The organism is Cryobacterium tepidiphilum, from assembly GCF_003716325.1.
In the GTDB taxonomy this organism is placed as follows: domain Bacteria; phylum Actinomycetota; class Actinomycetes; order Actinomycetales; family Microbacteriaceae; genus Cryobacterium; species Cryobacterium tepidiphilum.
In genome coordinates, this window is the sequence record NZ_RDSR01000028.1 from 1 (window position 1) to 20,747 (window position 20,747).

21 protein-coding genes and 1 tRNA gene are annotated in these 20,747 nt (G+C 69.3%); 7 read left to right on the top strand and 15 right to left on the bottom strand.

Annotation, left to right across the window (positions count from 1 at the left end; genetic code table 11):
• Window positions 1-6: 6 nt before the first annotated feature.
• Both rplJ and EEJ31_RS13180 read right to left on the bottom strand, forming a co-directional pair.
• Entirely contained in the window at window positions 7-528 is a 522-nt protein-coding gene (gene rplJ, locus EEJ31_RS13175; RefSeq protein ID WP_123045932.1) for a 50S ribosomal protein L10, read from the bottom strand.
• A 711-nt stretch (window positions 529-1,239) separates the two neighbouring features.
• Window positions 1,240-2,013, bottom strand: a complete 774-nt coding sequence (locus EEJ31_RS13180; protein WP_123046750.1) for an HAD-IIB family hydrolase — start codon at window positions 2,011-2,013, stop codon at window positions 1,240-1,242.
• A 178-nt stretch (window positions 2,014-2,191) separates the two neighbouring features.
• Between EEJ31_RS13180 and EEJ31_RS13185 the strand changes: the two genes are divergently transcribed.
• Window positions 2,192-3,901 carry an MDR family MFS transporter gene (locus tag EEJ31_RS13185; protein WP_123046783.1) on the top strand — a complete coding sequence of 570 codons (1,710 nt, stop codon included), beginning with the start codon at window positions 2,192-2,194 and terminating at the stop codon, window positions 3,899-3,901.
• Window positions 3,902-3,904: 3 nt separating this feature from the next.
• Window positions 3,905-4,363 carry a MarR family winged helix-turn-helix transcriptional regulator gene (locus EEJ31_RS13190; protein WP_123046751.1) on the top strand — a complete coding sequence of 153 codons (459 nt, stop codon included), beginning with the start codon at window positions 3,905-3,907 and terminating at the stop codon, window positions 4,361-4,363.
• A gap of 9 nt (window positions 4,364-4,372) precedes the next feature.
• Here the strand turns inward: EEJ31_RS13190 and EEJ31_RS13195 are convergent, their stop codons facing one another.
• The 5 genes from EEJ31_RS13195 to EEJ31_RS13215 all read right to left on the bottom strand — a co-directional run bounded on the left by EEJ31_RS13195 (window position 4,373) and on the right by EEJ31_RS13215 (window position 8,981).
• A complete protein-coding gene (locus tag EEJ31_RS13195; RefSeq protein WP_123046752.1) occupies window positions 4,373-5,893 on the bottom strand; it encodes a sensor histidine kinase in 1,521 nt (506 codons plus the stop codon).
• Complete coding sequence (locus tag EEJ31_RS13200; protein ID WP_123046753.1) at window positions 5,890-6,630, bottom strand: response regulator transcription factor; 741 nt, start codon at window positions 6,628-6,630, stop codon at window positions 5,890-5,892. The genes EEJ31_RS13195 and EEJ31_RS13200 overlap by 4 nt, the downstream gene beginning before the upstream one ends.
• A gap of 79 nt (window positions 6,631-6,709) precedes the next feature.
• The gene (locus tag EEJ31_RS13205) at window positions 6,710-7,435 is read right to left on the bottom strand and encodes a hypothetical protein (RefSeq protein ID WP_123046754.1); all 726 of its coding nucleotides are present in this window, start codon (window positions 7,433-7,435) and stop codon (window positions 6,710-6,712) included.
• Window positions 7,420-8,406, bottom strand: coding sequence for a signal peptidase I (locus EEJ31_RS13210; RefSeq protein WP_158603962.1), 987 nt, complete (start codon window positions 8,404-8,406; stop codon window positions 7,420-7,422). Before EEJ31_RS13210 ends, EEJ31_RS13205 begins: the two co-directional genes overlap by 16 nt.
• A 5-nt stretch (window positions 8,407-8,411) precedes the next feature.
• Window positions 8,412-8,981 carry a TasA family protein gene (locus tag EEJ31_RS13215; protein WP_123046756.1) on the bottom strand — a complete coding sequence of 190 codons (570 nt, stop codon included), beginning with the start codon at window positions 8,979-8,981 and terminating at the stop codon, window positions 8,412-8,414.
• A 166-nt stretch (window positions 8,982-9,147) separates the two neighbouring features.
• Between EEJ31_RS13215 and EEJ31_RS13220 the strand changes: the two genes are divergently transcribed.
• Both EEJ31_RS13220 and EEJ31_RS13225 read left to right on the top strand, forming a co-directional pair.
• Window positions 9,148-9,834, top strand: coding sequence for a YqaJ viral recombinase family protein (locus tag EEJ31_RS13220; RefSeq protein WP_233563904.1), 687 nt, complete (start codon window positions 9,148-9,150; stop codon window positions 9,832-9,834).
• 79 nt (window positions 9,835-9,913) lie between these two features.
• Window positions 9,914-10,903 (top strand): NADP-dependent oxidoreductase, encoded by a 990-nt coding sequence (locus EEJ31_RS13225; protein ID WP_233563905.1) that lies wholly within the window; start codon window positions 9,914-9,916, stop codon window positions 10,901-10,903.
• A gap of 15 nt (window positions 10,904-10,918) precedes the next feature.
• Here the strand turns inward: EEJ31_RS13225 and EEJ31_RS13230 are convergent, their stop codons facing one another.
• The 6 genes from EEJ31_RS13230 to EEJ31_RS13255 form a co-directional block, all read right to left on the bottom strand.
• Window positions 10,919-11,449 (bottom strand): GNAT family N-acetyltransferase, encoded by a 531-nt coding sequence (locus EEJ31_RS13230; RefSeq protein WP_123046757.1) that lies wholly within the window; start codon window positions 11,447-11,449, stop codon window positions 10,919-10,921.
• 177 nt (window positions 11,450-11,626) lie between these two features.
• Window positions 11,627-12,316, bottom strand: coding sequence for a 50S ribosomal protein L1 (gene rplA / locus EEJ31_RS13235; protein ID WP_123046758.1), 690 nt, complete (start codon window positions 12,314-12,316; stop codon window positions 11,627-11,629).
• 123 nt (window positions 12,317-12,439) lie between these two features.
• A complete protein-coding gene (gene rplK / locus EEJ31_RS13240) occupies window positions 12,440-12,871 on the bottom strand; it encodes a 50S ribosomal protein L11 (RefSeq protein WP_123046759.1) in 432 nt (143 codons plus the stop codon).
• Between the two features lie 91 nt (window positions 12,872-12,962).
• Window positions 12,963-13,991, bottom strand: coding sequence for a transcription termination/antitermination protein NusG (gene nusG / locus EEJ31_RS13245; protein ID WP_123046760.1), 1,029 nt, complete (start codon window positions 13,989-13,991; stop codon window positions 12,963-12,965).
• A 56-nt stretch (window positions 13,992-14,047) separates the two neighbouring features.
• Entirely contained in the window at window positions 14,048-14,323 is a 276-nt protein-coding gene (gene secE, locus EEJ31_RS13250; RefSeq protein ID WP_123046761.1) for a preprotein translocase subunit SecE, read from the bottom strand.
• Window positions 14,324-14,365: 42 nt separating this feature from the next.
• Window positions 14,366-14,438 (bottom strand) — tRNA-Trp (locus tag EEJ31_RS13255).
• A 168-nt stretch (window positions 14,439-14,606) separates the two neighbouring features.
• Here EEJ31_RS13255 and EEJ31_RS13260 point away from each other — a divergent pair.
• Both EEJ31_RS13260 and EEJ31_RS13265 read left to right on the top strand, forming a co-directional pair.
• Window positions 14,607-15,809, top strand: coding sequence for a pyridoxal phosphate-dependent aminotransferase (locus EEJ31_RS13260; protein WP_158603963.1), 1,203 nt, complete (start codon window positions 14,607-14,609; stop codon window positions 15,807-15,809).
• A 161-nt stretch (window positions 15,810-15,970) separates the two neighbouring features.
• Window positions 15,971-16,903: a type IV toxin-antitoxin system AbiEi family antitoxin gene (locus tag EEJ31_RS13265; protein ID WP_148040188.1), complete on the top strand. Its 933-nt coding sequence runs from the start codon at window positions 15,971-15,973 to the stop codon at window positions 16,901-16,903.
• 39 nt (window positions 16,904-16,942) lie between these two features.
• Here EEJ31_RS13265 and EEJ31_RS13270 read toward each other — a convergent pair whose 3' ends face one another.
• Both EEJ31_RS13270 and EEJ31_RS13275 read right to left on the bottom strand, forming a co-directional pair.
• Window positions 16,943-17,623, bottom strand: a complete 681-nt coding sequence (locus EEJ31_RS13270) for a LuxR C-terminal-related transcriptional regulator (protein WP_123046764.1) — start codon at window positions 17,621-17,623, stop codon at window positions 16,943-16,945.
• Window positions 17,613-19,031 (bottom strand): ATP-binding protein, encoded by a 1,419-nt coding sequence (locus tag EEJ31_RS13275; protein WP_233563906.1) that lies wholly within the window; start codon window positions 19,029-19,031, stop codon window positions 17,613-17,615. Before EEJ31_RS13275 ends, EEJ31_RS13270 begins: the two co-directional genes overlap by 11 nt.
• Window positions 19,032-19,145: 114 nt before the next feature.
• Here EEJ31_RS13275 and EEJ31_RS13280 point away from each other — a divergent pair, with 114 nt between their 5' ends.
• On the top strand, window positions 19,146-20,747 hold the full coding sequence (locus EEJ31_RS13280; protein WP_123046766.1) for a PspC domain-containing protein: 1,602 nt from the start codon (window positions 19,146-19,148) through the stop codon (window positions 20,745-20,747).

The following is a 20,747-nucleotide window of genomic DNA, read 5'->3' on the forward strand; positions in this document are numbered from 1 at the left end:
ACCGGGCTACGCCTGGTTCGCGGACTCCTGCTTCTCACGCAGCGCGTCGACCGTGCGAACGGCCTTCGACAGCGGTGCGTTGAACAGATATGCGGCTCCGAACAGCGAGGCCTTGAAGGCGCCGGCAAGCTTGCCGAGCAGAACTTCGCGGGACTCGAGGTCGGCGAGCTTGCCTACCTCTGCGGCGGAGAGCGGGTTACCGTCGAAGTAACCGCCCTTGACCACCAGGAGAGGGTTTGCCTTGGCAAAGGCACGCAGGCTCTTCGCGACGGCGACAGGGTCACCGTGCACGAAAGCGATGGCGGACGGTCCGGCAAGCTCGTCGTCGAACGACGTGATGCCGGCGTTGTTCGCCGCAATCTTGGTCAGCGTGTTCTTTACCACGGCGTACGTGGCGTCCCCACTGATGTCCTTGCGCAGCTGCTTGAGCTGGGCAACAGTGAGTCCGCGGTACTCGGTGAGCAGAACGGCGGTCGAGCTCTGGAATTTCTCCGTAAGCTCGGCGACCGATGCTTCCTTGTTCGCCATGGCGCTCCTCTTGATCTTTGTTTGCCGGTAGCCCTTGGCGCAGACATGAAAAAAGCTCCAGCGCAGGGCCGGAGCTGAGGCGGATTTCACCGCTTATGACTTCGAACACCTGCGCAGGCCGTTCACGTGAATGAACCTTCGATCACTGTGGCATTTCTGCGCACGGCAATAACCGGCGGTCTTTGGCTTTCATACAAACTAACGGATGCCGCACCCGCCACGCAAATCGGTCAGGTCGCCGCGAGGTCGGCGGGTTCGATCCGCGTGATCCCGGGTGTCCCGTCGAAGGCGCGGTCGCATCCGTTGCGGCTTGCGTTTAGGAAGACGGCTCGCGGCACAACGCACGCCGGCTTCCTGAACCCCACGCCGGAGCGGGGCGCGGGCCCACGCGACGCGAGGCGCGGCATCCGTTGCGGCTTGGGTTTGGGAAGACGGCTCGCGGTACAACGCACGCCGGCTTCCTGAACCCCACGCCGGAGCGGAGCGCGGGCCCACGCGACGCAGGAGCGCGGGCGCACGCGACGCAGGAGCGCGGGCGCACGCGACGCAGGAGCGCGGGCGCACGCGACGTGGAGCGCGGGCCCACGCCCGAGCGGAGCGCGGCCCCACGCGACGCGAGGCGCGGCATCCGTTGCGGCTTGGGTTTGGGAAGACGGCTCGCGGTACAACGCACGCCGGCTTCCTGGACCCACGCCGGAGCGGGGCGCGGGGCTACGCGACGGGCGCGCTGAGCTCCGCGATCAGTTGCGCGACGACGTCTGCGGTGTCTTCCCAGCCGCTCACGGCCACGCACGGAACGCCGAGGGCCTTCACCGGGTAGTCGTTGCCCTGCTCGTCGAGGCGGTCCCCCACGAACAGCATCTCCCCCAGCGGAATGCCGGTGAGTTCGGCAAGCCGGTTCATGCCGTAGGCCTTGTCGATGCCGCGGCGGGTGATGTCAACGGATGTCGACCCACCGGACCGCACTTCGAGGTCGGGCAGCTGGGCCTGGGCTGCGGCGCGCAGCCGGTTCTTCTTCGAGCCGTCCGGGTCCCACGTGACCTTGGCGCTCACGGGCGCGGCCTGCCCGAGGGCGGAGAACGTGATCTGAGAGCCGCGATCCTCCAGAACCGGTCCCCAGGTCTCCGTCTCCCAGTAGCCGAGCTCGCGCGCGGACGCCTCGACGGCGGCGAGCGCACGCACCTTCTCGTCGTCCGTGAGGTTTTGGGCGTAGACCTGCGCCCACGCGTCGTCCTGGTAGCGGTAGTACTGGGTGCCACAGGTGGGCATGAGGTGCAGGCGCGACAGCAGCGCGGCATCCGTCGAGCCAAGCCGGTCGATGACCTGCATGCGGAACTGGCCGATCTGGCCACCGGAGATGACGCAGACCTCGGCCACGCCGAGGAGCCTCACCAAGAGGTCGGCCATGCGGGGGTCGAGCGGGGATTTCGATGGGGCGAGGGTGTCGTCAAGGTCGAAGGCGACCAGCCGGGGAGTCGTCGTCACGCCTGTTCTTTCTGTCGGTGCGGTCACAACAGCCTACCGAACCGGGATAGTTGACATAGGTCTACTACTTGTTTATAGTTGACCGTTGTCAATTACTAGCAGGAGTCCCATGCCACGCGCTTCGCGTTCCTCGTCATCATCCCCCAAGACCAGAACCCCGGTGAACCCCGACGGCTCCATGAGCAAGCGCCAGGTACTGGAGTCCCTGTCCGGGCTCCTCCTCGGCATGTTCGTGTCGATCCTCGCGGGCACGGTCGTCGCCACGTCGCTGCCGGTCATCATCGCCGACCTGAAGGGCGACCAGTCCGCCTACATCTGGGTGGTCACCGCCACCCTTCTCGCCACCACGGTCTCGACGCCGCTGTGGGGGAAGATCGCCGACCTGTTCAACCGCAAGCTGCTCATCCAACTCGCGCTCGGCACCTTCGTGGTCGGCTCCGCCCTGGCCGGGTTCTCGCAGAACACCGACACCCTGATCGCCTTCCGCGTGCTGCAGGGCCTCGGCGCCGGCGGCCTCGCCTCGCTCAGCCAGATCATCATGGCCGACATCATCAGTCCCCGCGAGCGCGGAAAGTACGCGGGCCTGTTCGGCGCCGTGATGGCCATCGGAACTGTCGGCGGCCCGCTCCTCGGCGGCGTCGTCACCGACGCGTTCAGCTGGCGCTGGAACTTCTTCATCGCCCTCCCGGTGGCGATCATCGCGATCATCCTGCTGCAGGTCACGCTGCACCTGCCGAAGCACCCCAAGCGCACCGTCCACATCGACTACGCGGGCGCCGTGCTCATCGCGGGCGGTGTCTCCACCCTGCTGATCTGGGTCTCGCTGGCCGGCAAGGACTTCGAGTGGGCCTCCGTGCCGTCGTTCATCATGGTCGCGGCTGCTGGCCTCGCCCTCATCGCGGCCGTCATCGTCGAGCTCAAGGTGAAGGAGCCGATCATCCCGCTGACGATGTTCAAGAACCGCACGTTCGCGCTCTCGGTCATCGCCAGCATCTCGGTCGGCGTCTCGATGTTCGGCACGTCCGTCTTCCTCAGCCAGTACATGCAGCTTGCACGCGGCGCCTCCCCGACCCAGTCGGGCCTGCTCACGATCCCGATGATGGGCGGCCTGCTGATCGCGTCGACCGTGTTCGGCAACCTGATCAGCCGTCGCGGCAACTGGAAGGGGATCATGGTCTCCGGCGGCGTGCTCGTCGTCGGCGGCACGCTCCTCCTCGGCACCCTGCGTTACGACACCAACCTGGTGCTCGTGGGCGTCTACATGTTCGTACTCGGGGCCGGCCTCGGCATGCTCATGCAGAACCTCGTGCTCGTGGTGCAGAACTCCATCGAGGTGCGCAACCTCGGTGTGGCCACCAGCGCGGTCACGTTCTTCCGCAGCCTGGGCGGCACGGTCGGCGTCTCGCTGCTCGGCTCGGTGCTCGGCACCTATGTGGCCCAGCACATCAAGGACAGCGTCCTGGAGCTGGCACCCGCCGACCAGGCCGTCGCGGCCCAGGCGCTCGGCAGCGGGAACATCCCGCACATCGCCCAGCTCCCCACCGTGGTGCGCACCCTGGTCGAGAGCGCGTACGGTTCCGGGGTCGGCACCGTGTTCCTCTACAGCGTTCCCCTGGCCCTGGTCACACTCATCGCCGTGCTCTTCCTGCCCAACGTGAAGCTCGGCACGAAGAACGCGCTGCAGCGCAAGAGCGGCGCGGCCACGGGCGCGATCGACACGATCGCCGTCGACCAGGTGCCCGCCGCCCGGGAGCGCAAACGCGAGACCGAGGACACCGAGGACACCCTGATCGAGGTGAGCGCCGCGGCCGCTGCCCTCCCCCCGGTCGGCGAGGCCCACGACACCAGATCGATCGACATCAGCGCTCCGCTGGAGCCCCGGCGGTAGTCCATGCCTGTCATCGAGCAAACGGATGCTGAGACCGTCGCGGCCATCGCGGCTGTCGAGGAGCAGCTGGGCCGGCTGATCTCCCACGTGCGAGCCAGCATGCGGGATGCGGCGACGGCCATGCATCCCGCCCTGCAGCCGTTCGGCCTGAAACTGCTGCGGCTGCTGGCCCGGTGTGGACCCCTCCACGCCGGCGCCGCGGCCGAGGCGCTCATGGTGGACAAGAGCGTGATCAGCCGGCAGGTGCGGGCGCTCGAAGACCTCAAACTGCTCGAGCTGCAGCCCGACCCCGCAGACGGCCGGGTGCGCATCCTCGCACTGACCGCCTTCGGGAAGGACGAACTCCACCGGGCGCACGTGAAGGACAAGGCGATGGTGCACAGCCGGCTGAGCTCGTGGTCCGCCGGTGACCTGAACGAGCTCGCCAGCCTGCTGGCGCGCCTCAACAGCTCCGTGGAATAGCGCCGGAGGCTAGGCCGGCAGGGTCACCGTGAAACGCGTGAACCCTGGCCGGCTCTCGGCCGTGATCTGGCCGTGGTGCGCGCTGACGACGGCCCGGGCGATCGCCAGGCCGAGGCCGGTGCTGCCCGTTCCGCGGGAGCGGGAACTGTCGCCGCGGGCGAAACGCTCGAACAAGCTGGGCTGCAGCTCGTCGGGGATGCCGGGGCCGTCATCCGTCACGGTGATCACCGCGCTGGGTGCGCCGTCGACATCGCGGGTGGCGAGGCCGGCCGTCACGGTCGTTCCGGCGGGCGTGTGGATGCGGGCGTTGGCCAGCAGGTTCGCCACGACCTGGTGCAGGCGGGCGCCGTCGCCTTCGACCTCCAGGGGCTCGTCGGGCAGGTCGAGGTGCCAGATGTGATCGGGCCCGGCAACGTGCGCGTCGGCCAGGGCGTCGATCAACAGGGCCGTGAGGTCCACCTCCTCACGCTCCAGTTCGCGCCCTTCGTCGAGTCGCGCCAGGAGCAGGAGGTCTTCGACCAGGCCGGTCATGCGCACGCTCTCGGATTCGATCCGGCGCAGCGCGTGCGCGATGTCCTCGGGGAGGTCCTGGCCCGTGCGGCGGGTGAGCTCGGAGTAGCCGCGGATCGCCGCCAGCGGCGTGCGAAGCTCGTGGCTGGCATCCGCCACGAACCGCCGCACCTTGTTCTCGCTGGCCTGCCGGGTCTCGAGGGCCAGGTCCACGTGGTCGAGCATGCGATTGAGCGCGAGCGCCACCTGGCCGACCTCGGTGCGCGGGTCGGCGTCGGCCTCCGGCACGCGGTCGACAAGCGACACCTCCCCCTGGGCGAGCGGCAGCTCCGACACGCGCCCGGCGGTCGCGGTGACGCGTTGCAGCGGCCGCAGGGCGAGCCGCACCACCCACGCCGCGAGCCCGGCGACGATGAGCACTCCCGCCAGAGACACCACGGCGATGGTCGCGGCGAGCCGTGCTGCGGTGCCGTCGACCGTCGCCAGCGGCAAGCCGATCAGGTAGGCGACACCGGAGCTCGTCACCTCCCCCAGCACCCGATATCGGCCGACGTCGCCGCCGAGGTCGATGGTCACCGGGGTGGATGCCGTGGTGTGCTCCGCGAGGAGCTGCACCTGGCGATCGGTGAGGCCCTGCACGGCACCGGTCTCGTCGAGGTAGCCGTAGGAGATCGTGGTGCCGTCGAAGACCAGGGCAAGGGTGCCGGATGCCTGCGCCGGGCCGTTGAGGATGTTGGCCGCTGACGGCTCCGAGATGGTGCCCGGGCGGTCGGGTCGGTCGAGAACGCCGTGCGAGCGCTCTGCGGCGGAGCGCAGCTGCTGGTCGAGTTCGTCCTGGAGGCCCGCGCGCAGGATGGCAACGCTGACGAAGCCGATCACAATGCTCACCAGCGCAAGCAGTGCGACGACGACCGTGACGAGGCGGCGGCGGAGGGTCCACGGGGCGTGGGCCGGCGACCGGTCGGCCGGCGGATGCGACGCGGAGCCGGCTTCGGCATCCGTTGTCGCGTTCTCGGTCATTTCGGGGTCTTCAGCATGTAACCGGCGCCGCGCACGGTGTGGATCATCGGGTCGCGGCCGGCGTCGATCTTCTTGCGGAGGTAGGAGATGTAGATCTCGACGACGGAGGAGCGGCCGCCGAAGTCGTAGCTCCAGACCCGGTCGAGGATCTGCGCCTTGCTGAGCACGCGGCGCGGGTTGCGCATGAGGAAGCGCAGGAGCTCGAACTCGGTGGCAGTCAGCTCGATCTGGTCGTCGCCGCGGAACACCTCGTAGCTGTCCTCGTCGAGGGTGAGGTCGCCGATCGTGATGCGCGGGTCGCTCGAATCGGCGACGGAGAGCGTGGAGCGACGGATCAGTCCGCGGAGGCGCGCCACTACTTCCTCAAGGCTGAACGGCTTGGTGACGTAGTCGTCGCCGCCCGCCGTGAGGCCCGCGATGCGGTCGTCGAGCGAGTCCTTCGCGGTGAGGAAGAGCACGGGCGTCTCGTGGCCGTCGGCGCGCACACGCTGCAGCACCTGGAGGCCGTCGATGTCGGGAAGCATGATGTCGAGCACAATGGCGTCGGGCCGGAACTCGCGGGCCGTTCGGAGCGCCTGCTGCCCGTCGCTTGCGGTGCGCACCTCCCACCCCTCGTAGCGCAGGGCCATGGAGAGCAGGTCGGTGAGCCCGGGTTCGTCGTCGACGACGAGTACCCGAATGGTGCTGCCGTCGGCCTTGCGAAGCTTCGGTCCGCGGGTGTGCTCTGCAGTGCTCATGCTGTCATTATCAAAGCGTTCCCTATGAGATAGCTATGGGTTGTAGGAACGAAAGCTGCAGATCGACTGTCGGAACCGCTCACTCGATCCCGATGCGACGCAGCACCAGCACGAGGGAGCCGGCGCCGAGCAGGGCCAGGGCCAGGCTTCGACAAGCGGATGCGCCGCTGATGCCGGTGCCCGCGAGCACGGCGGGGCCCGAGCCCGGCTCCGTTGCCGCGGCTCCCCCGCTCACTCGAGTGGCCGATGCGTTCGCCTGGGGCTCGCCCTGCACCGCGGTGATCTCGAATCGCAGGTCGGCCGTCTGGCCGGCGACGTCGTTGGTGGCTTCGCGCGGCACGCTGACCTCTGCCAGGTAGTGGGCCGCCGAGCCCGCGGGCACGGCGGGCAGCGGGTAGCCGCCGAGGATGACGGCGAGCGCGCCGTCGGCCACGCGGGTCTCGACTCCGGGGCACTGGAACGCTCCCGTTGTGCCGGTCCAGGCCATGCTGCACGCCGTGAGCCGCATGCGGAGCCCTTGTGCGGCATCCGTCAGCAGTGCGCTGTCGCTGTCGCTCTGCACGCGGAGCGACAGCGCGGCGTCGACGGCCGCCGAATTGCGGGCGGTGACGAACCAGACGGCCGTGCCGCCCGGCGCGAGGTTCTCGAAGCCCCCGGCCGGGGAGCTGGTGACCGTGAGAAAGTCGGCGCCGGCTTCGCCCGTGTCGTCTGCCATGGCCGCGGTTGCCGTGAGGGCGCCGCCCGAGACGGCTGCGCCGACGACGATCGCCGCGGCGGCCCCGAGTTGTCTCAGACCTCTGAACATGTCGTGCTCCCATCGGTCGCCGTCGTGACCCGCACCCCTATCGAGGCCGACCAGCTGGCGAAGTGCTGTGCGGTGATGGTGACCAGGTCGTCGGCGACGAGTGGCGTGCTCCAGCTGTATGGGCTCGAGTCGGCGGGTATGTGCGCGCTCGAGTTCGCGCTCTGCACCGAGTATCCGCGGTCGGGCACGGCGCCGGTGGGGTCGGACCAGGTGACGGTGAGACGGTCCGCGGTCACGGAGCATCCGTCGAGCACCGGGCGGAGCTGTGCCTCGGTGAGGGTGCGGAAGCTGGTGGAGGCCGTGGCCGTGTCGGTGAACGCGGCGTAGGTGGCGCGTACGGGCGGCAGGAGCGTCGCCAGCAGTGGTACCGCGACGACGACGCCGAGGAGAGTGGTCGCGGCGGGCAGGGAGCGCGAACGGGAAGCCACGGCGCTGGGGCTCCCGTTCGCGGGTGTATCGGGTCCGCCCGCATCGCGTGGTTCGCGGCGCGGGGAGCGCCGGATGACGGAGGACACCACGATGGCACCCACGAGCGCGCCGCCGAGGAACACGACGAACGGCTGCTGCGCCCACGGCACCAGGTAACCGAGATCGTCGATGTGCCAGACGATGCGGTCGACGCTACTGACGAGGTAGTCGGTCGGGTCTGCGACGTCGTTCGCATCGCCGCGCATCGTCATCGCGTAAGTGCCGCCGCCGGCGCTTTCGATGGCGACGACCCGGTGCGTGATGAGGGCGCCTTGGGCGTTGTGTGCGCTCACCACGTCACCCACGTGGACGTCGGCGGCCGGAACCTGCTGCGCCAACGCCAGGGCACCGGTGTGGATGGCCGGCGCCATGGAGCCGGAGCGGAAGACCAGCAGCGTGATCCCGAAGAACATGTTCGCGACGAACCCTGCGATGCACACGGCGCCGACGACCGCGGTGACCGTGAGCGCGGTCTCCTTGAACAGTCGGGCGAGGCGGATCACGGTCGTTACGCGGCCTGGGTCGCGGTGAACGAGAGGTGGATGTTCACGCCGGCATCCTGCAGGGTATTGCCGGCAGAGGCGGGAAGGCTGACTTTGAAGCACAACGCCTCCTTCGTAGGCGTCGCGGAGTTAGCCGCTAGCGGCCGATTAGCTAATGCAGCGTTGATAAGCGGTGATTCCGCAAGTACCTCCGTACCGTCGGCGAAGCCGGTAGCGTCACATTGCGTTGCCCCCGAAACTATGGTCACCAGTAGCGCAGATGCCAGAAATTCGTCGCCGACTGCTGTCGTCGCCATCGAATACGTGAAGTCGAGTGTGCCGATGTTGCTCACGACGAGCGGCGCGTAGGTCACGTCGCCCGGCTTCGCGTTCTCCATGCCAAGCGTCGTCCAGTTGCGCAGGTCGCTGCCCGTCGCGTCGAGCGCCAGGTCGACCGTCCCGGTGCTGAACATCGTCGACGCCGTGTCGTTGTCGGTGAACGAGGCGAACGTCGCCACCGTGCTGAGACCCAGGACGGCACACGCCGCAAGCAACGGCCTGATCCGGATGGGGAGTTTCGTGGAGCGTTCGGGCATGTTTCCACCTCTCGTCGTTGAGCGGGATCATCGTGGCCGATGCGGCCGGTCCCCTTTTATGAGGACACGTTATTGGCTCCGAATTCGGCAGAAGAAGACCGCGCGCGCCCCCAACGGTGGGCACAAACGGCACTTTCGCGCCCCCAAGTCAGGGCACAATAGACAGGTGACCGACACGATGCTCTCCCTCTTCGAGGAGGACGAGCATCCGTTGCCCCGACCCGCGCAAGCGCCCGCACCACATGCACACACGCTGCGCATCGTGGCCGATTCCTCCGACCGGGTGGCGTGGCTGCGGGCCAGGAGCCGGGGCATCACCGCAACGGATGTCGCAAAGCTCGCGACGCCCAGATCGGTGCAGAACGCGGCGTTCGACAAGCTCCACGGAACGGGCTTCGGCGGCAACCCCTTCACCGACCATGGGCGTGCGCGCGAACCGGAGATCGCGGCCTGGGTGCTCGCGAACCACGGCATCGAACCGAGCACGAATCTGTACCACGCGCACCGCCAGCCGCGTCACCTGGCCACCCCAGACGGCGTCGTGGTCGACGTGCACGGGGAGCTCCTGCTCGCGGAGATCAAGACGACGAGCAAGCCGTGGCGCAGCATCCCCCGGTCGTACCTGCGGCAGGTGTGGTGGCAGCAGTACGTGCTGGGCGCCGAACGCACCCTCGTGGTGTGGGAGGAGCACCGGGATTTCGTGCCCGTGCATCCCGAGCCGCGGTGCCGGTGGGTGGAACGCGACGAGGACCAGATCGCGATCCTCGTGGGCCTCGCCGACCAGCTGCTCGAGATCCTCGCGCGGCAGCAGAAGCGCGAAGCCCGCTACGCGCCCGACGACTACTACCGCTGACCGCAGTTCGCTTCGGCCGCGGTTCCCGTGAGCCGCGCTTCCTGCGAGCGCGAGTGAGCAGGTGGCGCAGAATAGACGCATGGCACAGGCAAGCGAACGTCCGGCATCCATGCGCGCACTCGTGATCGACCAGCCCGGCGGCCCCGAGGCGCTGCACCTCGCGGAGGTGCCCACACCCACTCCCGTGATCGAAGAGGTGCTGGTGCGCGTGGTCGCGGCGGGAGTCAACCCGATCGACGCCAAGACGCGGGCCGGCGGCGGGGCATCCGTTGCCACACCCGCCTGGCCCTCGATTCTCGGCAACGACTTCAGCGGCGTCGTCGTGCACGCGCCCTACGAGGAGTACCCGCACCAGCCCGGCGACGAGGTCTACGGCATGGCGCGGGCGCCGCGCATCCCCGGCACGTACGCCGACTACGTGGTGGTCAGCGGCATGAGCGTGGCACGCAAGCCCGCGACGCTCGGCCACGTCGAGGCGGCGGGCGTGCCGCTCGCGGCCATGACCGCGTGGGGCATGGTGCAATTGGTCGCCGGCGCCTCCCCCGGGCAACGGATGCTGATCCACGGCGGCAGCGGCGGCGTCGGCCACTTCGCGGTGCAGTTCGCCCACCACGCCGGCGCGCACGTGATCGCGACCGGGTCGGCCCGCAACCAGGACTTCCTGCGCGAGCTCGGCGCTGACGAGGTCATCGACTACGGCTCGCAGCGGTTCGAAGACGTCGTCTCGGGGCTCGACACCGTCATCGACCTGATCGGCAACGTGCACGACAACACGGGGAGCCGGTCGCTCGGCGTGCTGAAGCCCGGTGGCCTGCTCGTGAACGCCCCGACCGGTAGCTGGCCGACGATGATGCAGGAGGCCGCGCAAGCCGGCATCCGTGCGACGTCGTACAAGGTCGCACCCGACGCGCGCGTGCTCGACGAGATCACGGCCCTGATCGAGGACGGCAGCGTGCGCGTGCACGTCGACCGGGTGTTCGACCTGGCCGAGGGCGCCGACGCGCATCGCCTCATCGAACAGGGGCACACGCGCGGCAAAATCGTGCTGCGCGTCTCCGACGAGGCGTGACCGCCGGGCAGGACGCTACAACGCCTGCTCCATGACGAAGTCGTCGTTCAGCTCCTGGCCCACGAGGAACGTCTTGGTACCGACGATCGCGAAGCCGCTCTTCTCGTAGAAGCGCAGGGCGCGGGCGTTGTGCTGGTTGACGCCGAGCCACACCCCCGTTGCTCCCCTCTCCCGGGCGGCGGCGAGCGTCGCCGACATGAGCGTCGCGGCCACGCCGGCGCCGTGGTGGTGGCCGAGCACGTAGACCTTGCTCAGCTCCACGGTCGGGCGGTGCGTGATCGCGGCGGCGACCTCGGGGGCGTGCGGCTCACCGAAGACGAGCATCGTATAGCCGGCGGCCTCGTCACCGTCGAACGCCAAACGGATGTCCCGCTCCGAGTCGGCGAGATAGCCCTCGAAGCGCTCCTGGCTGAGGTGCCGGGCGATGAAGTCGGCGATCGACCGGGGTCCGGTGCCCGGCGGGCAGGCCAGGGCGAAGGTGTCGGCGGCGACGGGGGCGAGCGCCGCGGCATCCGCTGGCCCTGCCTGTCTCACGCTGACGCTCACCCGCCTGATCCTACGCGCCCCGATCCTCGTCACGCGGGTCGAGCGCCGCTGCGCGGGTTGAATTCAGCCCGCGCAGTGGCGTTCACCCCGCGCATCGCCTGTGCGTCACGTGCGGGGACGCGCGGGGACGCGAAAAGGGGCCCGCCGACCGGCGGACCCCTTCGCGCGAGACGAGGACTAGATCGCGTTGACCTCAAGCGGGATGCCCGGGCCGAACGTGGTCGAGACCGCGCCCTTGGTGATGTAGCGGCCCTTCGCGGAGCTCGGCTTCAGGCGCACGATCTCTTCGAGCGCGGCGTCGATGTTCTCGGTGAGCTGGTCGGCCGAGAACGATGCCTTGCCGACGACGAAGTGCACGTTGGCGTGCTTGTCGACGCGGAACTCGATCTTTCCGCCCTTGATGTCGGACACGGCCTTCGCCACGTCGGGCGTGACGGTGCCGGTCTTCGGGTTCGGCATGAGGCCGCGCGGGCCGAGCACCTTACCGAGGCGACCGACCTGGCCCATGAGCTCCGGGGTCGAGACGGCGGCGTCGAACGAGGTGTACCCGCCGGCGACCTTCTCGATCAGCTCGGCGCCGCCGACCTCGTCAGCGCCGGCAGCGAGGGCCGCCTCGGCCGCGGGGCCGGTCGCGAAGACGATGACGCGGGCGGTCTTGCCGGTGCCGTGAGGAAGGATGACGGTACCGCGGACCATCTGGTCTGCCTTGCGGGGGTCGACGCCGAGCTTGAGGGCGACCTCAACCGTGGAGTCGAACTTCGCCGAGCCGGTCTCCTTGGCGAGAGCGACGGCCTCGGCGGGGGTGTAGAACTTGTCGGCCTCGATCTTCTCGGCCGCGGCCCGGTAGGCCTTTGACTTCTGTGCCATTTGAATCTCCTGTAATGAAAACTGAGAGTGTGGTTTCGTGAGCCTGGCTGGCTCTTCCACGTGCTTCGAGAGAAGCGGATGTCACCGGCCCCGCCTGGTGACGAAGGCCGGTTGGCGGGGTTGTTACGCCTCGACCGTGATGCCCATGGAGCGGGCGGTGCCGGCGATGATCTTCGACGCGGCGTCGATGTCGTTGGCGTTGAGGTCGACCATCTTGGCCTCGGCGATCTCGCGAACCTGGGCCTGGGTGAGCTGTGCGACCTTGACGGTGTGCGGGGTTCCGGAACCCTTGGCGACGCCGGCGGCCTTCTTGATGAGCTCAGCGGCGGGCGGGGTCTTCAGGATGAACGTGAACGAGCGGTCCTCGTACACGGTGATCTCGACGGGGATGACGTTGCCGCGCTGCGACTCGGTCTGGGCGTTGTACGCCTTGCAGAACTCCATGATGTTGACGCCGTGCTGACCGAGCGCGGGACCAATGGGGGGCGCGGGGTTGGCGGCGCCGGCCTTGATCTGAAGCTTGATCAGACCAGTAACCTTCTTCTTCGGTGCCATTGTTCTTCCTTCTTATTGATGTTCGAGCATCCGCTGGGAATGCTCTCCCGGTGGCCCGGACGGGCCCCGGTGGTTGGAGAACCCCGGAGGGTTAAAGCTTGGTGACCTGGTCGAAGCTGAGCTCGACCGGCGTCTCGCGTTCGAACAGGGAGACGAGCACGGTGAGCTTGCCGCTCTCGGGCTTGATCTCGCTGATCGACCCGGGCAGGCCCGCGAAGGAACCTTCCTTGATCGTGATGGTCTCGCCGATCTCGAAGTCGACCTCGGCGGGGATGACGCGCGTCTGCGCCTTCGTGCCCTGGCCGCCGCCGGACTTGGCCGGCGTGACATCGGGGATCTCGACCAGGCCCTTGAGCATGCCGAACGCCTCGTCGAGGCGCAGCGGCGTGGGGTTGTGCGAGTTGCCGACGAAGCCGGTGACGCCGGGGGTGTGGCGCACGACCGACCAGCTGTCCTCGTTCAGGTCCATGCGCACGAGCACATAGCCGGGGATGCGCACGCGGGTGACCATCTTGCGCTGGCCGTTCTTGATCTCGACGACGTCTTCCATCGGAACCTCGACCTGGTAGATGAAATCTTCCATGGCCATGGACTGCTTGCGGTTCTCGATGTTCGACTTCACGCGGCGCTCGAAGCCGGCGTAGGAGTGAATGACGTACCACTTGCCGGGGAGGAAACGCAGGTCGTTGCGGAAGGCCTCGTACGGGTCGACGGTGGCGTCGGCATCCGTTGCGTTGCCGCTTACCTCATCGAGAACCGACGGGTCGGATGCGTCGACGACGCCGGTGTTCTCACCGGCCGCCTCCTCGGCGTCTTCGTCTTCCTCGTCTTCGACCGCCTCGGCGGCCGCTTCGATCTCGGTGCGGTCGGCGACGGCGAGGGCGTCGTCGACGAGCGCGTCGGCCTCGGGGTCGCTGGATTCGGCGAGGGCATCGAGTGCGGCGTCGAGGTTGTCGAGGGCGTCGACGTTCTCGTCTTCGACGTGCAGGGCGACGTGCTCGGCCGCCTCGCTCGAGTCTTCGTCGTCGGCGCGGATGTTGCCTTCCTGCGCCTGGTCTTCTTCGGAGGACTGCTCGGCGGCGGGAGCCCAGTCGACGTCGTTGTGATGCGTCTCAGACACTAAATCTCAATCCTTCTCTGTTGCATGGGCGTTGCGTGGGCGCTCGTGCGCCGTCATCAGGAGGCCGGGGTGCCGAAGACGTACGTGACGACAAGCGCGAACAACCAGTCCAGCCCGTAGACCAGGGCCATCATGATGATCACGAAGACCAGCACGACGCCGGTGTAGCTCAGGAGCTCCTTGCGCGTCGGGGTGACGACCTTCTTCAGCTCCGCGATGACCTGCTGGATGAACAGGGTCAGCCGTGCGAACGGGCCGCGCTTGGTCTCGCGCGCCGTCTTCGCGTTCGCGACGAGTTCCTCACTGGGTTCGTCGATCACTTTTCGGGCCACCTGTTACACCTTTCACGGGCCGGCGGGAAGACCACCGACTTGCAGGGCGGACAGGACTCGAACCTGCAACCTGCGGTTTTGGAGACCGCTGCTCTACCAATTGAGCCACCACCCTAGGGGGAAATCACTGTGCTTCCCGCATCCGTTTCTCTCAGTTTCACCCGTGAGGGCGAAACCTAAAAATTGGCGCAAAAAAGCATGGCGGATTTCAGCCACTTCGATCAAGTGTAGGACACCTGAAGGCCCCTGTAAAGTTCGCGGGCGCTCCCCCTATGCTCGTAGCGTGGCACACGAATCCTCGCGCATCTCCCAGAGAATCAGCTCCATCGCCGAGTCGGCGACCCTCAAGGTGGACGGCAAGGCGAAGGCCCTGCAGGCCGCCGGTCGCCCCGTCATCAGCTATGCGGCGGGTGAGCCCGACTTCGCGACGCCCGACCACATCGTGGAGGCGGCGCTTGAGGCGGTGCGCGACCCGCGCAATTACCGGTACACGCCCGCGGCCGGCCTTCCCGACCTGCGCGAGGCGATCGCGGCGAAGACGCTGCGCGACAGCGGGCTCGAGGTTTCGCCCAGCCAGGTGGTCGTGACCAACGGCGGCAAGCAGGCGGTGTATCAGTCGTTCGCGACGCTGCTCGACCCGGGCGACGAGGTGCTCGTGCCCACGCCGTACTGGACCACGTACCCGGAGGCGATCAAGCTCGCCGGCGGCGTGCAGGTCGATGTCTTCGCCGGCAGCGACCAGGGCTACCTTGTGACGGTCGAGCAGCTAGAGGCGGCCCGGACCGACCGCACCAAGGTGCTGCTCTTCGTCTCGCCCTCGAACCCGACCGGCGCCGTGTACTCGCCCGAGCAGACGCGGGAGATCGGCGAGTGGGCCGAGGAGCACGGTCTCTGGGTCATCACCGACGAGATCTACCAGAACCTCACCTACGACGGCGTGCGCGCCGTGTCGATCGTCGAGGCGGTGCCGGCCCTCGCCGACCGCACGATCCTCGTGAACGGTGTCGCCAAGACCTACGCGATGACCGGATGGCGCATCGGGTGGATGGTGGGCCCGGCGGACGCCATCAAGGGCGCCGCCAACCTGCAGTCGCACCTGTCGTCGAACGTGTCGAACATCTCGCAGCGCGCGGCGATCGCGGCTCTGAACGGGCCGCAGGATGCGGCATCCGCTATGCGTGAAGCGTTCGACCGCCGACGCAAGCTCATCGTGGGCGAGCTCAACACGATCCCGGGGATCGTGACCCCGACGCCGCAGGGCGCGTTCTACGTGTACCCGGATGTGACGGGCCTGCTCGGGCGCCCGTGGGGAGGCGTCACGCCGACCACGTCGCTGGAGCTCGCCGACCTGATCCTCGAGCAGGCCGAGGTCGCGGTGGTGCCCGGCGAGGCCTTCGGCCCCAGCGGATATGTGCGCTTGTCGTACGCTCTCGGTGACGAGGCGCTCCTCGAGGGCGTGCGCCGCCTGCAGCGCCTCTTCGCGTAGCCCCGCCCCCGCGCTGCGCGCTTTCACGTTCCCCGTGAGGGGTCAACTTTCCCTAGTGCGAGGCCTCCTCGACTAGGAAAAGTTGGCCCCTCACGCGCCATAGCGGGCGAGGGTGTGGATAAGTCCGACGCGGACCCGTGCGGAGGGGGCATCCTGCCGGGGTGACAGCACGTAAACCCTTGCCCAATCACCTCGTGGCCAAAGGCTTCAGCGTTCCGATCGCACAGAGCGCGGGAGTGCCGAAGCACCGATTGCAGGCGCGTGATCTCGTGCGCCCCTACTGGGGGCTGCGCGCACCTGTCGACGCGCACCTCTCGCTCCTCCGTCGGTGCCAACTGCTCGGCCTTGCCCTCCCCGACCACGCGTTCTTCAGCGGAGCGACCGCGGCTGCGCTCCTCGGCCTGCCGGTTCCTCTCCGCTTCATCGAACCCAGCGCCCTGCTCGAAGTCGCCGTGCCCCATCCGGCCCGCGCCATCCGTCGCGGCGGGGCGCGTGGCCGGCGCCTGCAGATGAGGGCAACGGATGTCACGGCCCGCCATGGCATCCGTCTCACGTCACCGACGCGCACCTGGTGCGACCTCGCTCCCGCGCTGAGCCTCGCCGAGCTCGTCGCCGCTGGTGACTACCTGATTTTCCACAAGCACCCGATAGTCACGAGTGGCGAGCTGGCGGCCGCGGTCGCCGCCCATCCCGGACGCCGGTGGCGGAGCAAACTCCGGCGGGCGCTCGGTCTCCTGAACGACCACTCCGAATCGCCGAGGGAATCGATACTGCGGGTGATCGTGGTCACCCACGGCTTTCCTGCACCCCGGGCAAACGTGGAGCTCTACGACGAGAACGGCCGATTCGTCGCGCGGGTCGACCTGTTGTTCGAGGACTATCGCGAGGTGTTCGAGTACCAGGGCGACCATCACCGGACCGACATTCAACAGTGGCGTCGCGATCTCTCGCGCAAAGCCGAGATCGAGTCCCTTGACTATCACGTGACGGAGGTGAGCGCCGACGATCTCGTCGACGTCCCTTCGCTCGTGCGCCGCCTCGAACGCAACCTGCGGCGGCGCGGCTGGACCGGTCACGCTACCTACGACCCGTGAGGGGTGGGGCGGGCGGGACGGGCAGACGCGACGGGCGCGTCAGAGGAGCTTGCGCTCGAGGGCCCAGGCCGTGAGCTCGTGCCGGGAGGAGAGCTGCAGCTTGCGGAGCACCGCAGAGACGTGCGTCTCGACGGTCTTCGTGGAGATGAACAGGGTCGTGGCGACCTCCTTGTAGGTGTAGCCGCGGGCGATCAGCCGCATCACCTCCTGCTCACGGGCCGAGAGCCGGTCGAGCTCCTCCGTCGTCTCCGCGGTCTCGCCGGCCACCGCGCCGAACGCGTCGAGCACGAATCCGGCGAGCTTGGGCGAGAAGACGGCGTCTCCGTCGGCGACGCGACGGGCGGCATCCGACACCTCGGCGCCGGACGCGCTCTTCGTGATGTACCCGCGCGCTCCGGCACGGATGACGCGCACCACGTCATCCGCCGCGTCGGAGACAGAGAGCGCCAGGAACAGGGTCGAACGCGCGTGCGGGGCGGCCTCGCGGATGACCTCCGCTCCCCCTCCGCCGCGACCGCCGGGCAGGTGCACGTCGAGCAGCACGACGCGCGGCTGCATCGCGACCACGAGGGCAACCGCCTCCTCGACGGTGGCGGCCTCGCCGAGCACGTTGATGCCGTCGTCGAGCTCGGCGCGGAGGCCGGAGCGGAAGATCGAGTGGTCATCGACGATGACGACGGGCAGGGCAGCGGATGCGAGGGGGCCGGCTTCAGTTGTCATGCGTTCGTTCCTCGGGGTGCGGGGGCGCTGGCGCGTCCTCGGGTGCGTGAGGGGTCACGTTTCGACCTTCCGGGACGTTGGGAACGTCGATATGCGACCCCTCAGGGTGAGCTCGTGCGGGGGCGGCGGGGGCGGGCGCGGATGGCGGGGCGGGCGCGGGCGCGGGCGCGGATGGCGGTGCGGGGGCGGGGGCGGGCAACCGCAGCACGATCTCGATACCGGCCCCGCCGGGCCCGGGCCGCACGGTCGCGCTGCCACCGGCCCGGCGCATCCGCCCGAGGACCGACTCGCGCACGCCCATGCGGTCGCCCGGGACAGCGTCGAGGCTGAAACCCGGGCCCCGGTCGGTGACGCTGAGCTCGATGCCGCCCGCGCCCGTCTCGAGGTAGAGCGAAACGGTGCCGCCGGCGTGCCGGGCGGCGTTCAGCATGGCCTCGCGGGCGGCGGCGACGAGGGCCTCGGGCGCCTCGGCCAGCATCGGGCCGGCGGTCACGACCTCGAACCGCACGGCGAAATCCTGCTCGATGACCGCGGCGATGCGGCGCAGCTCCGCCGCGAGATCGACCGGCGCCGCGCCGGCGCCGGTGAAGAGCCACTCCCGCAGCTCCCGTTCCTGCGCGCGGGCGAGCCGCGCGGCATCGCTGTGCGGCCCGGCCTTCTGCTGGATGAGCGCGAGCGTCTGCAACACGGAGTCGTGCAGGTGCGCCGCAATCTCGGCCCGCTCCGCCTCCCGCTCGCGCGCGGCGCGCTCCTCGGCGAGGTCGGCCGTCAGCCGGATGAGCCACGGCGCGCTCACCACCGCGACGCCGAGCAGAACGGATGCCGCGGCCACGATGACCGTCCAGGCGTTCGGCGCCTGCCCGGTGACGAAGAACAGCAGGATGCCCACCGCGACGAGCACGAGCGCCCCGAGCGCGCGCACCAGCAACGCGGAGGAGCGCTGTACGGCGCCGCTCCGGATGTCGGCGAACTGGCGCCAGGCGAGCGCGGTCCCGGCGAGGACGACGATGGCGGGGATGACGAAGTCGAGCGGGATGTCGGCGCCGAGGCGCACCGCCACGAGGGCACCGCCGGCAGCGAGCAGGGCGACGCCCAACAGGATCTCGGTGACCGGCGCGGAGCGGGCGGACGGGGCATCCGCTTCGGCCCGGGCGCCGGCGCCCTCGTGCCCGGGCGCCACCGAGCCGGCGAGGCGCACGTGCGGGAGCGGACCCGCAGACGCCCCCGTGGCGGAGGGCGTGAGCGTCCAGAGCCAGGCGTAAAGGAGCGTCCCCGCGCCGCCACAGAGGGCAAGGAGCAGCGTGGCCGTGCGCACGGCGCCGACCGGTAGCCCGGTGTGCTCGGCGAACCCCGCGCACACGCCGCCCACCAGCCGCAGCCGGGGCCGCACCATCCGCTCGGTTTTCACCCTTGAATCAAAGCATGCCGGGGCATCCGCTCGGGGCCCTGCCCTCAGATCTCAGGGTCGGATCAGGGTGAACCCTCATAGCAGGGCGCCGGACCGCGCTGCCATGCTCGAACCATGACCGATGCACCCTTCAGCTCCGCCCCCGGCGACGCCCCCCACGGGCCGCACGCCGGTAACCCGTACCGCACGGGCCCCACCGCCCTCGGCCGCTTCTTCGACTGGATCCGCTCCTCGGGCATGGTGCGCGGCGGCGAACGCTGGTTCGCCGGCGTCTGCGGCGCCATCGCCGTGCGCACCGGCCTCGACCCGCTCATCGTGCGCGGCATCGCCGTCGTCGCCGCCATCCTCGGCGCGCCCATCCTGTTCGCCTACGCGGTCGGCTGGGCGCTCCTCCCCGACCTACGCGGCCGCATCCACGCCGAGCAGGCCCTCCGCGGCGTGTTCGAGCCCGCGATGATCGCCATCGGCGCCCTGCTGCTGGTCACCCTGGTGCCCTTCTCGCACGGGCTGTGGTGGGAAGGCGCACCGCTCGCGTGGGGCATGCCCGGCTGGCTGGAGACCACGTTCGCCGTGGGCTGGGGCATCGCCGTCACGGTGGGCCTGATCTGGCTGGTCGTCTTCCTGGCTCGACGGATGCCGGCGGCCGGCACCCGGCAGGGTCCCGGCTCCGGCGCTCCCCGCCCCGGGACCGCACCCGATGACACGGCCCCCTACGAGCAGGCCGCGTACCAGCAGGCGGCATACGCCCCGACAGCGCCAACCGGCGCCGCGCCGGCCGACACCGATGGCTCCGCGACCGCCGACACCGACTCCTCCGCGAACGCCGACGATTCCCCGACGGACACATTCGCCACCGACGCCTTCCCCACCGCCCCGTATCCAACCGCCGCTTACCCGGCGCCCAGCGACACCCCGACCGCACCCTATGACCTCGGTCCCTACCAGACCGGGGCACGGGACGCCGAGCGGGACGCGGCACGCGCCGCCGAGGCCCGGGAATGGCGCGAGTACCGCCGCCAGGAACGCGCCGAGGCGCACGCCTGGCACCGGGAATGGCACCGCCACCGTCACCCGGGCGCCGGATTCTCGGCCATCGTGCTGGGTCTGGCCCTCGCATCCGGCGCCGTCGCGGCCGGCGTCTACTCGGGTGTGGCCGCGGGCGGCACCTGGTCCATGGGCGCCCTGCTGATCGGCCTGGCGGCCACCCTCGGCGCCCTGGCCGTCGGCATCATCGTCTCGGGCCTGCGCGGTCGGGACAGCGGCGCCATGGGCGGCTTCGCGTTCCTCGCGGTCGTCGCCCTCGTCGCGCTCGGCCTGTTCCCGTCGGGCACGAACTTCTACCCGTTCGGTGCGCCGCAGTGGACCATCGACTCCGCGAGCACGGTTGCCGACTACGCGCTCATCGGCGGGCAGGCCACCGTCGACCTCACGAACCTCGACAGCGCGAGCAGCGGCAGCGTCGTCGACGTGTGGGTCGGCTTCGGGGAGACCGACCTGGTGCTGCCCGCAGACCAGCCGGTGCGTGTGGAGTCGAACCTCCTCGCCGGTGCCGTCGACCACGACGGCGACGCCCTACTCCGGGGCGCCGACCCCGACCGCGGGGGCGTGTTCTTCCACGACGCGCAGACGTTCAACACCGACGGAGCCGGCGCACGCTCCATCCCCGTCGTCCGTGTCTGGTCACTCGCCGGATACGTCAACATCGTCAACGACTAG

Bases quoted from the DNA above. Each gene is read 5' to 3' on its own strand.
- rplJ (WP_123045932.1), bottom strand. From the start codon at position 528: ATGGCGAACAAGGAAGCATCGGTCGCCGAGCTTACGGAGAAATTCCAG.
- EEJ31_RS13185 (WP_123046783.1), top strand. From the start codon at position 2,192: ATGAGCAAGCGCCAGGTACTGGAGTCCCTGTCCGGGCTCCTCCTCGGC.
- EEJ31_RS13190 (WP_123046751.1), top strand. From the start codon at position 3,905: ATGCCTGTCATCGAGCAAACGGATGCTGAGACCGTCGCGGCCATCGCG.
- EEJ31_RS13195 (WP_123046752.1), bottom strand. From the start codon at position 5,893: ATGACCGAGAACGCGACAACGGATGCCGAAGCCGGCTCCGCGTCGCAT.
- EEJ31_RS13200 (WP_123046753.1), bottom strand. From the start codon at position 6,630: ATGAGCACTGCAGAGCACACCCGCGGACCGAAGCTTCGCAAGGCCGAC.
- EEJ31_RS13205 (WP_123046754.1), bottom strand. From the start codon at position 7,435: ATGTTCAGAGGTCTGAGACAACTCGGGGCCGCCGCGGCGATCGTCGTC.
- EEJ31_RS13215 (WP_123046756.1), bottom strand. From the start codon at position 8,981: ATGCCCGAACGCTCCACGAAACTCCCCATCCGGATCAGGCCGTTGCTT.
- EEJ31_RS13225 (WP_233563905.1), top strand. From the start codon at position 9,914: ATGGCACAGGCAAGCGAACGTCCGGCATCCATGCGCGCACTCGTGATC.
- rplA (WP_123046758.1), bottom strand. From the start codon at position 12,316: ATGGCACAGAAGTCAAAGGCCTACCGGGCCGCGGCCGAGAAGATCGAG.
- rplK (WP_123046759.1), bottom strand. From the start codon at position 12,871: ATGGCACCGAAGAAGAAGGTTACTGGTCTGATCAAGCTTCAGATCAAG.
- EEJ31_RS13270 (WP_123046764.1), bottom strand. From the start codon at position 17,623: ATGACAACTGAAGCCGGCCCCCTCGCATCCGCTGCCCTGCCCGTCGTC.
- EEJ31_RS13280 (WP_123046766.1), top strand. From the start codon at position 19,146: ATGACCGATGCACCCTTCAGCTCCGCCCCCGGCGACGCCCCCCACGGG.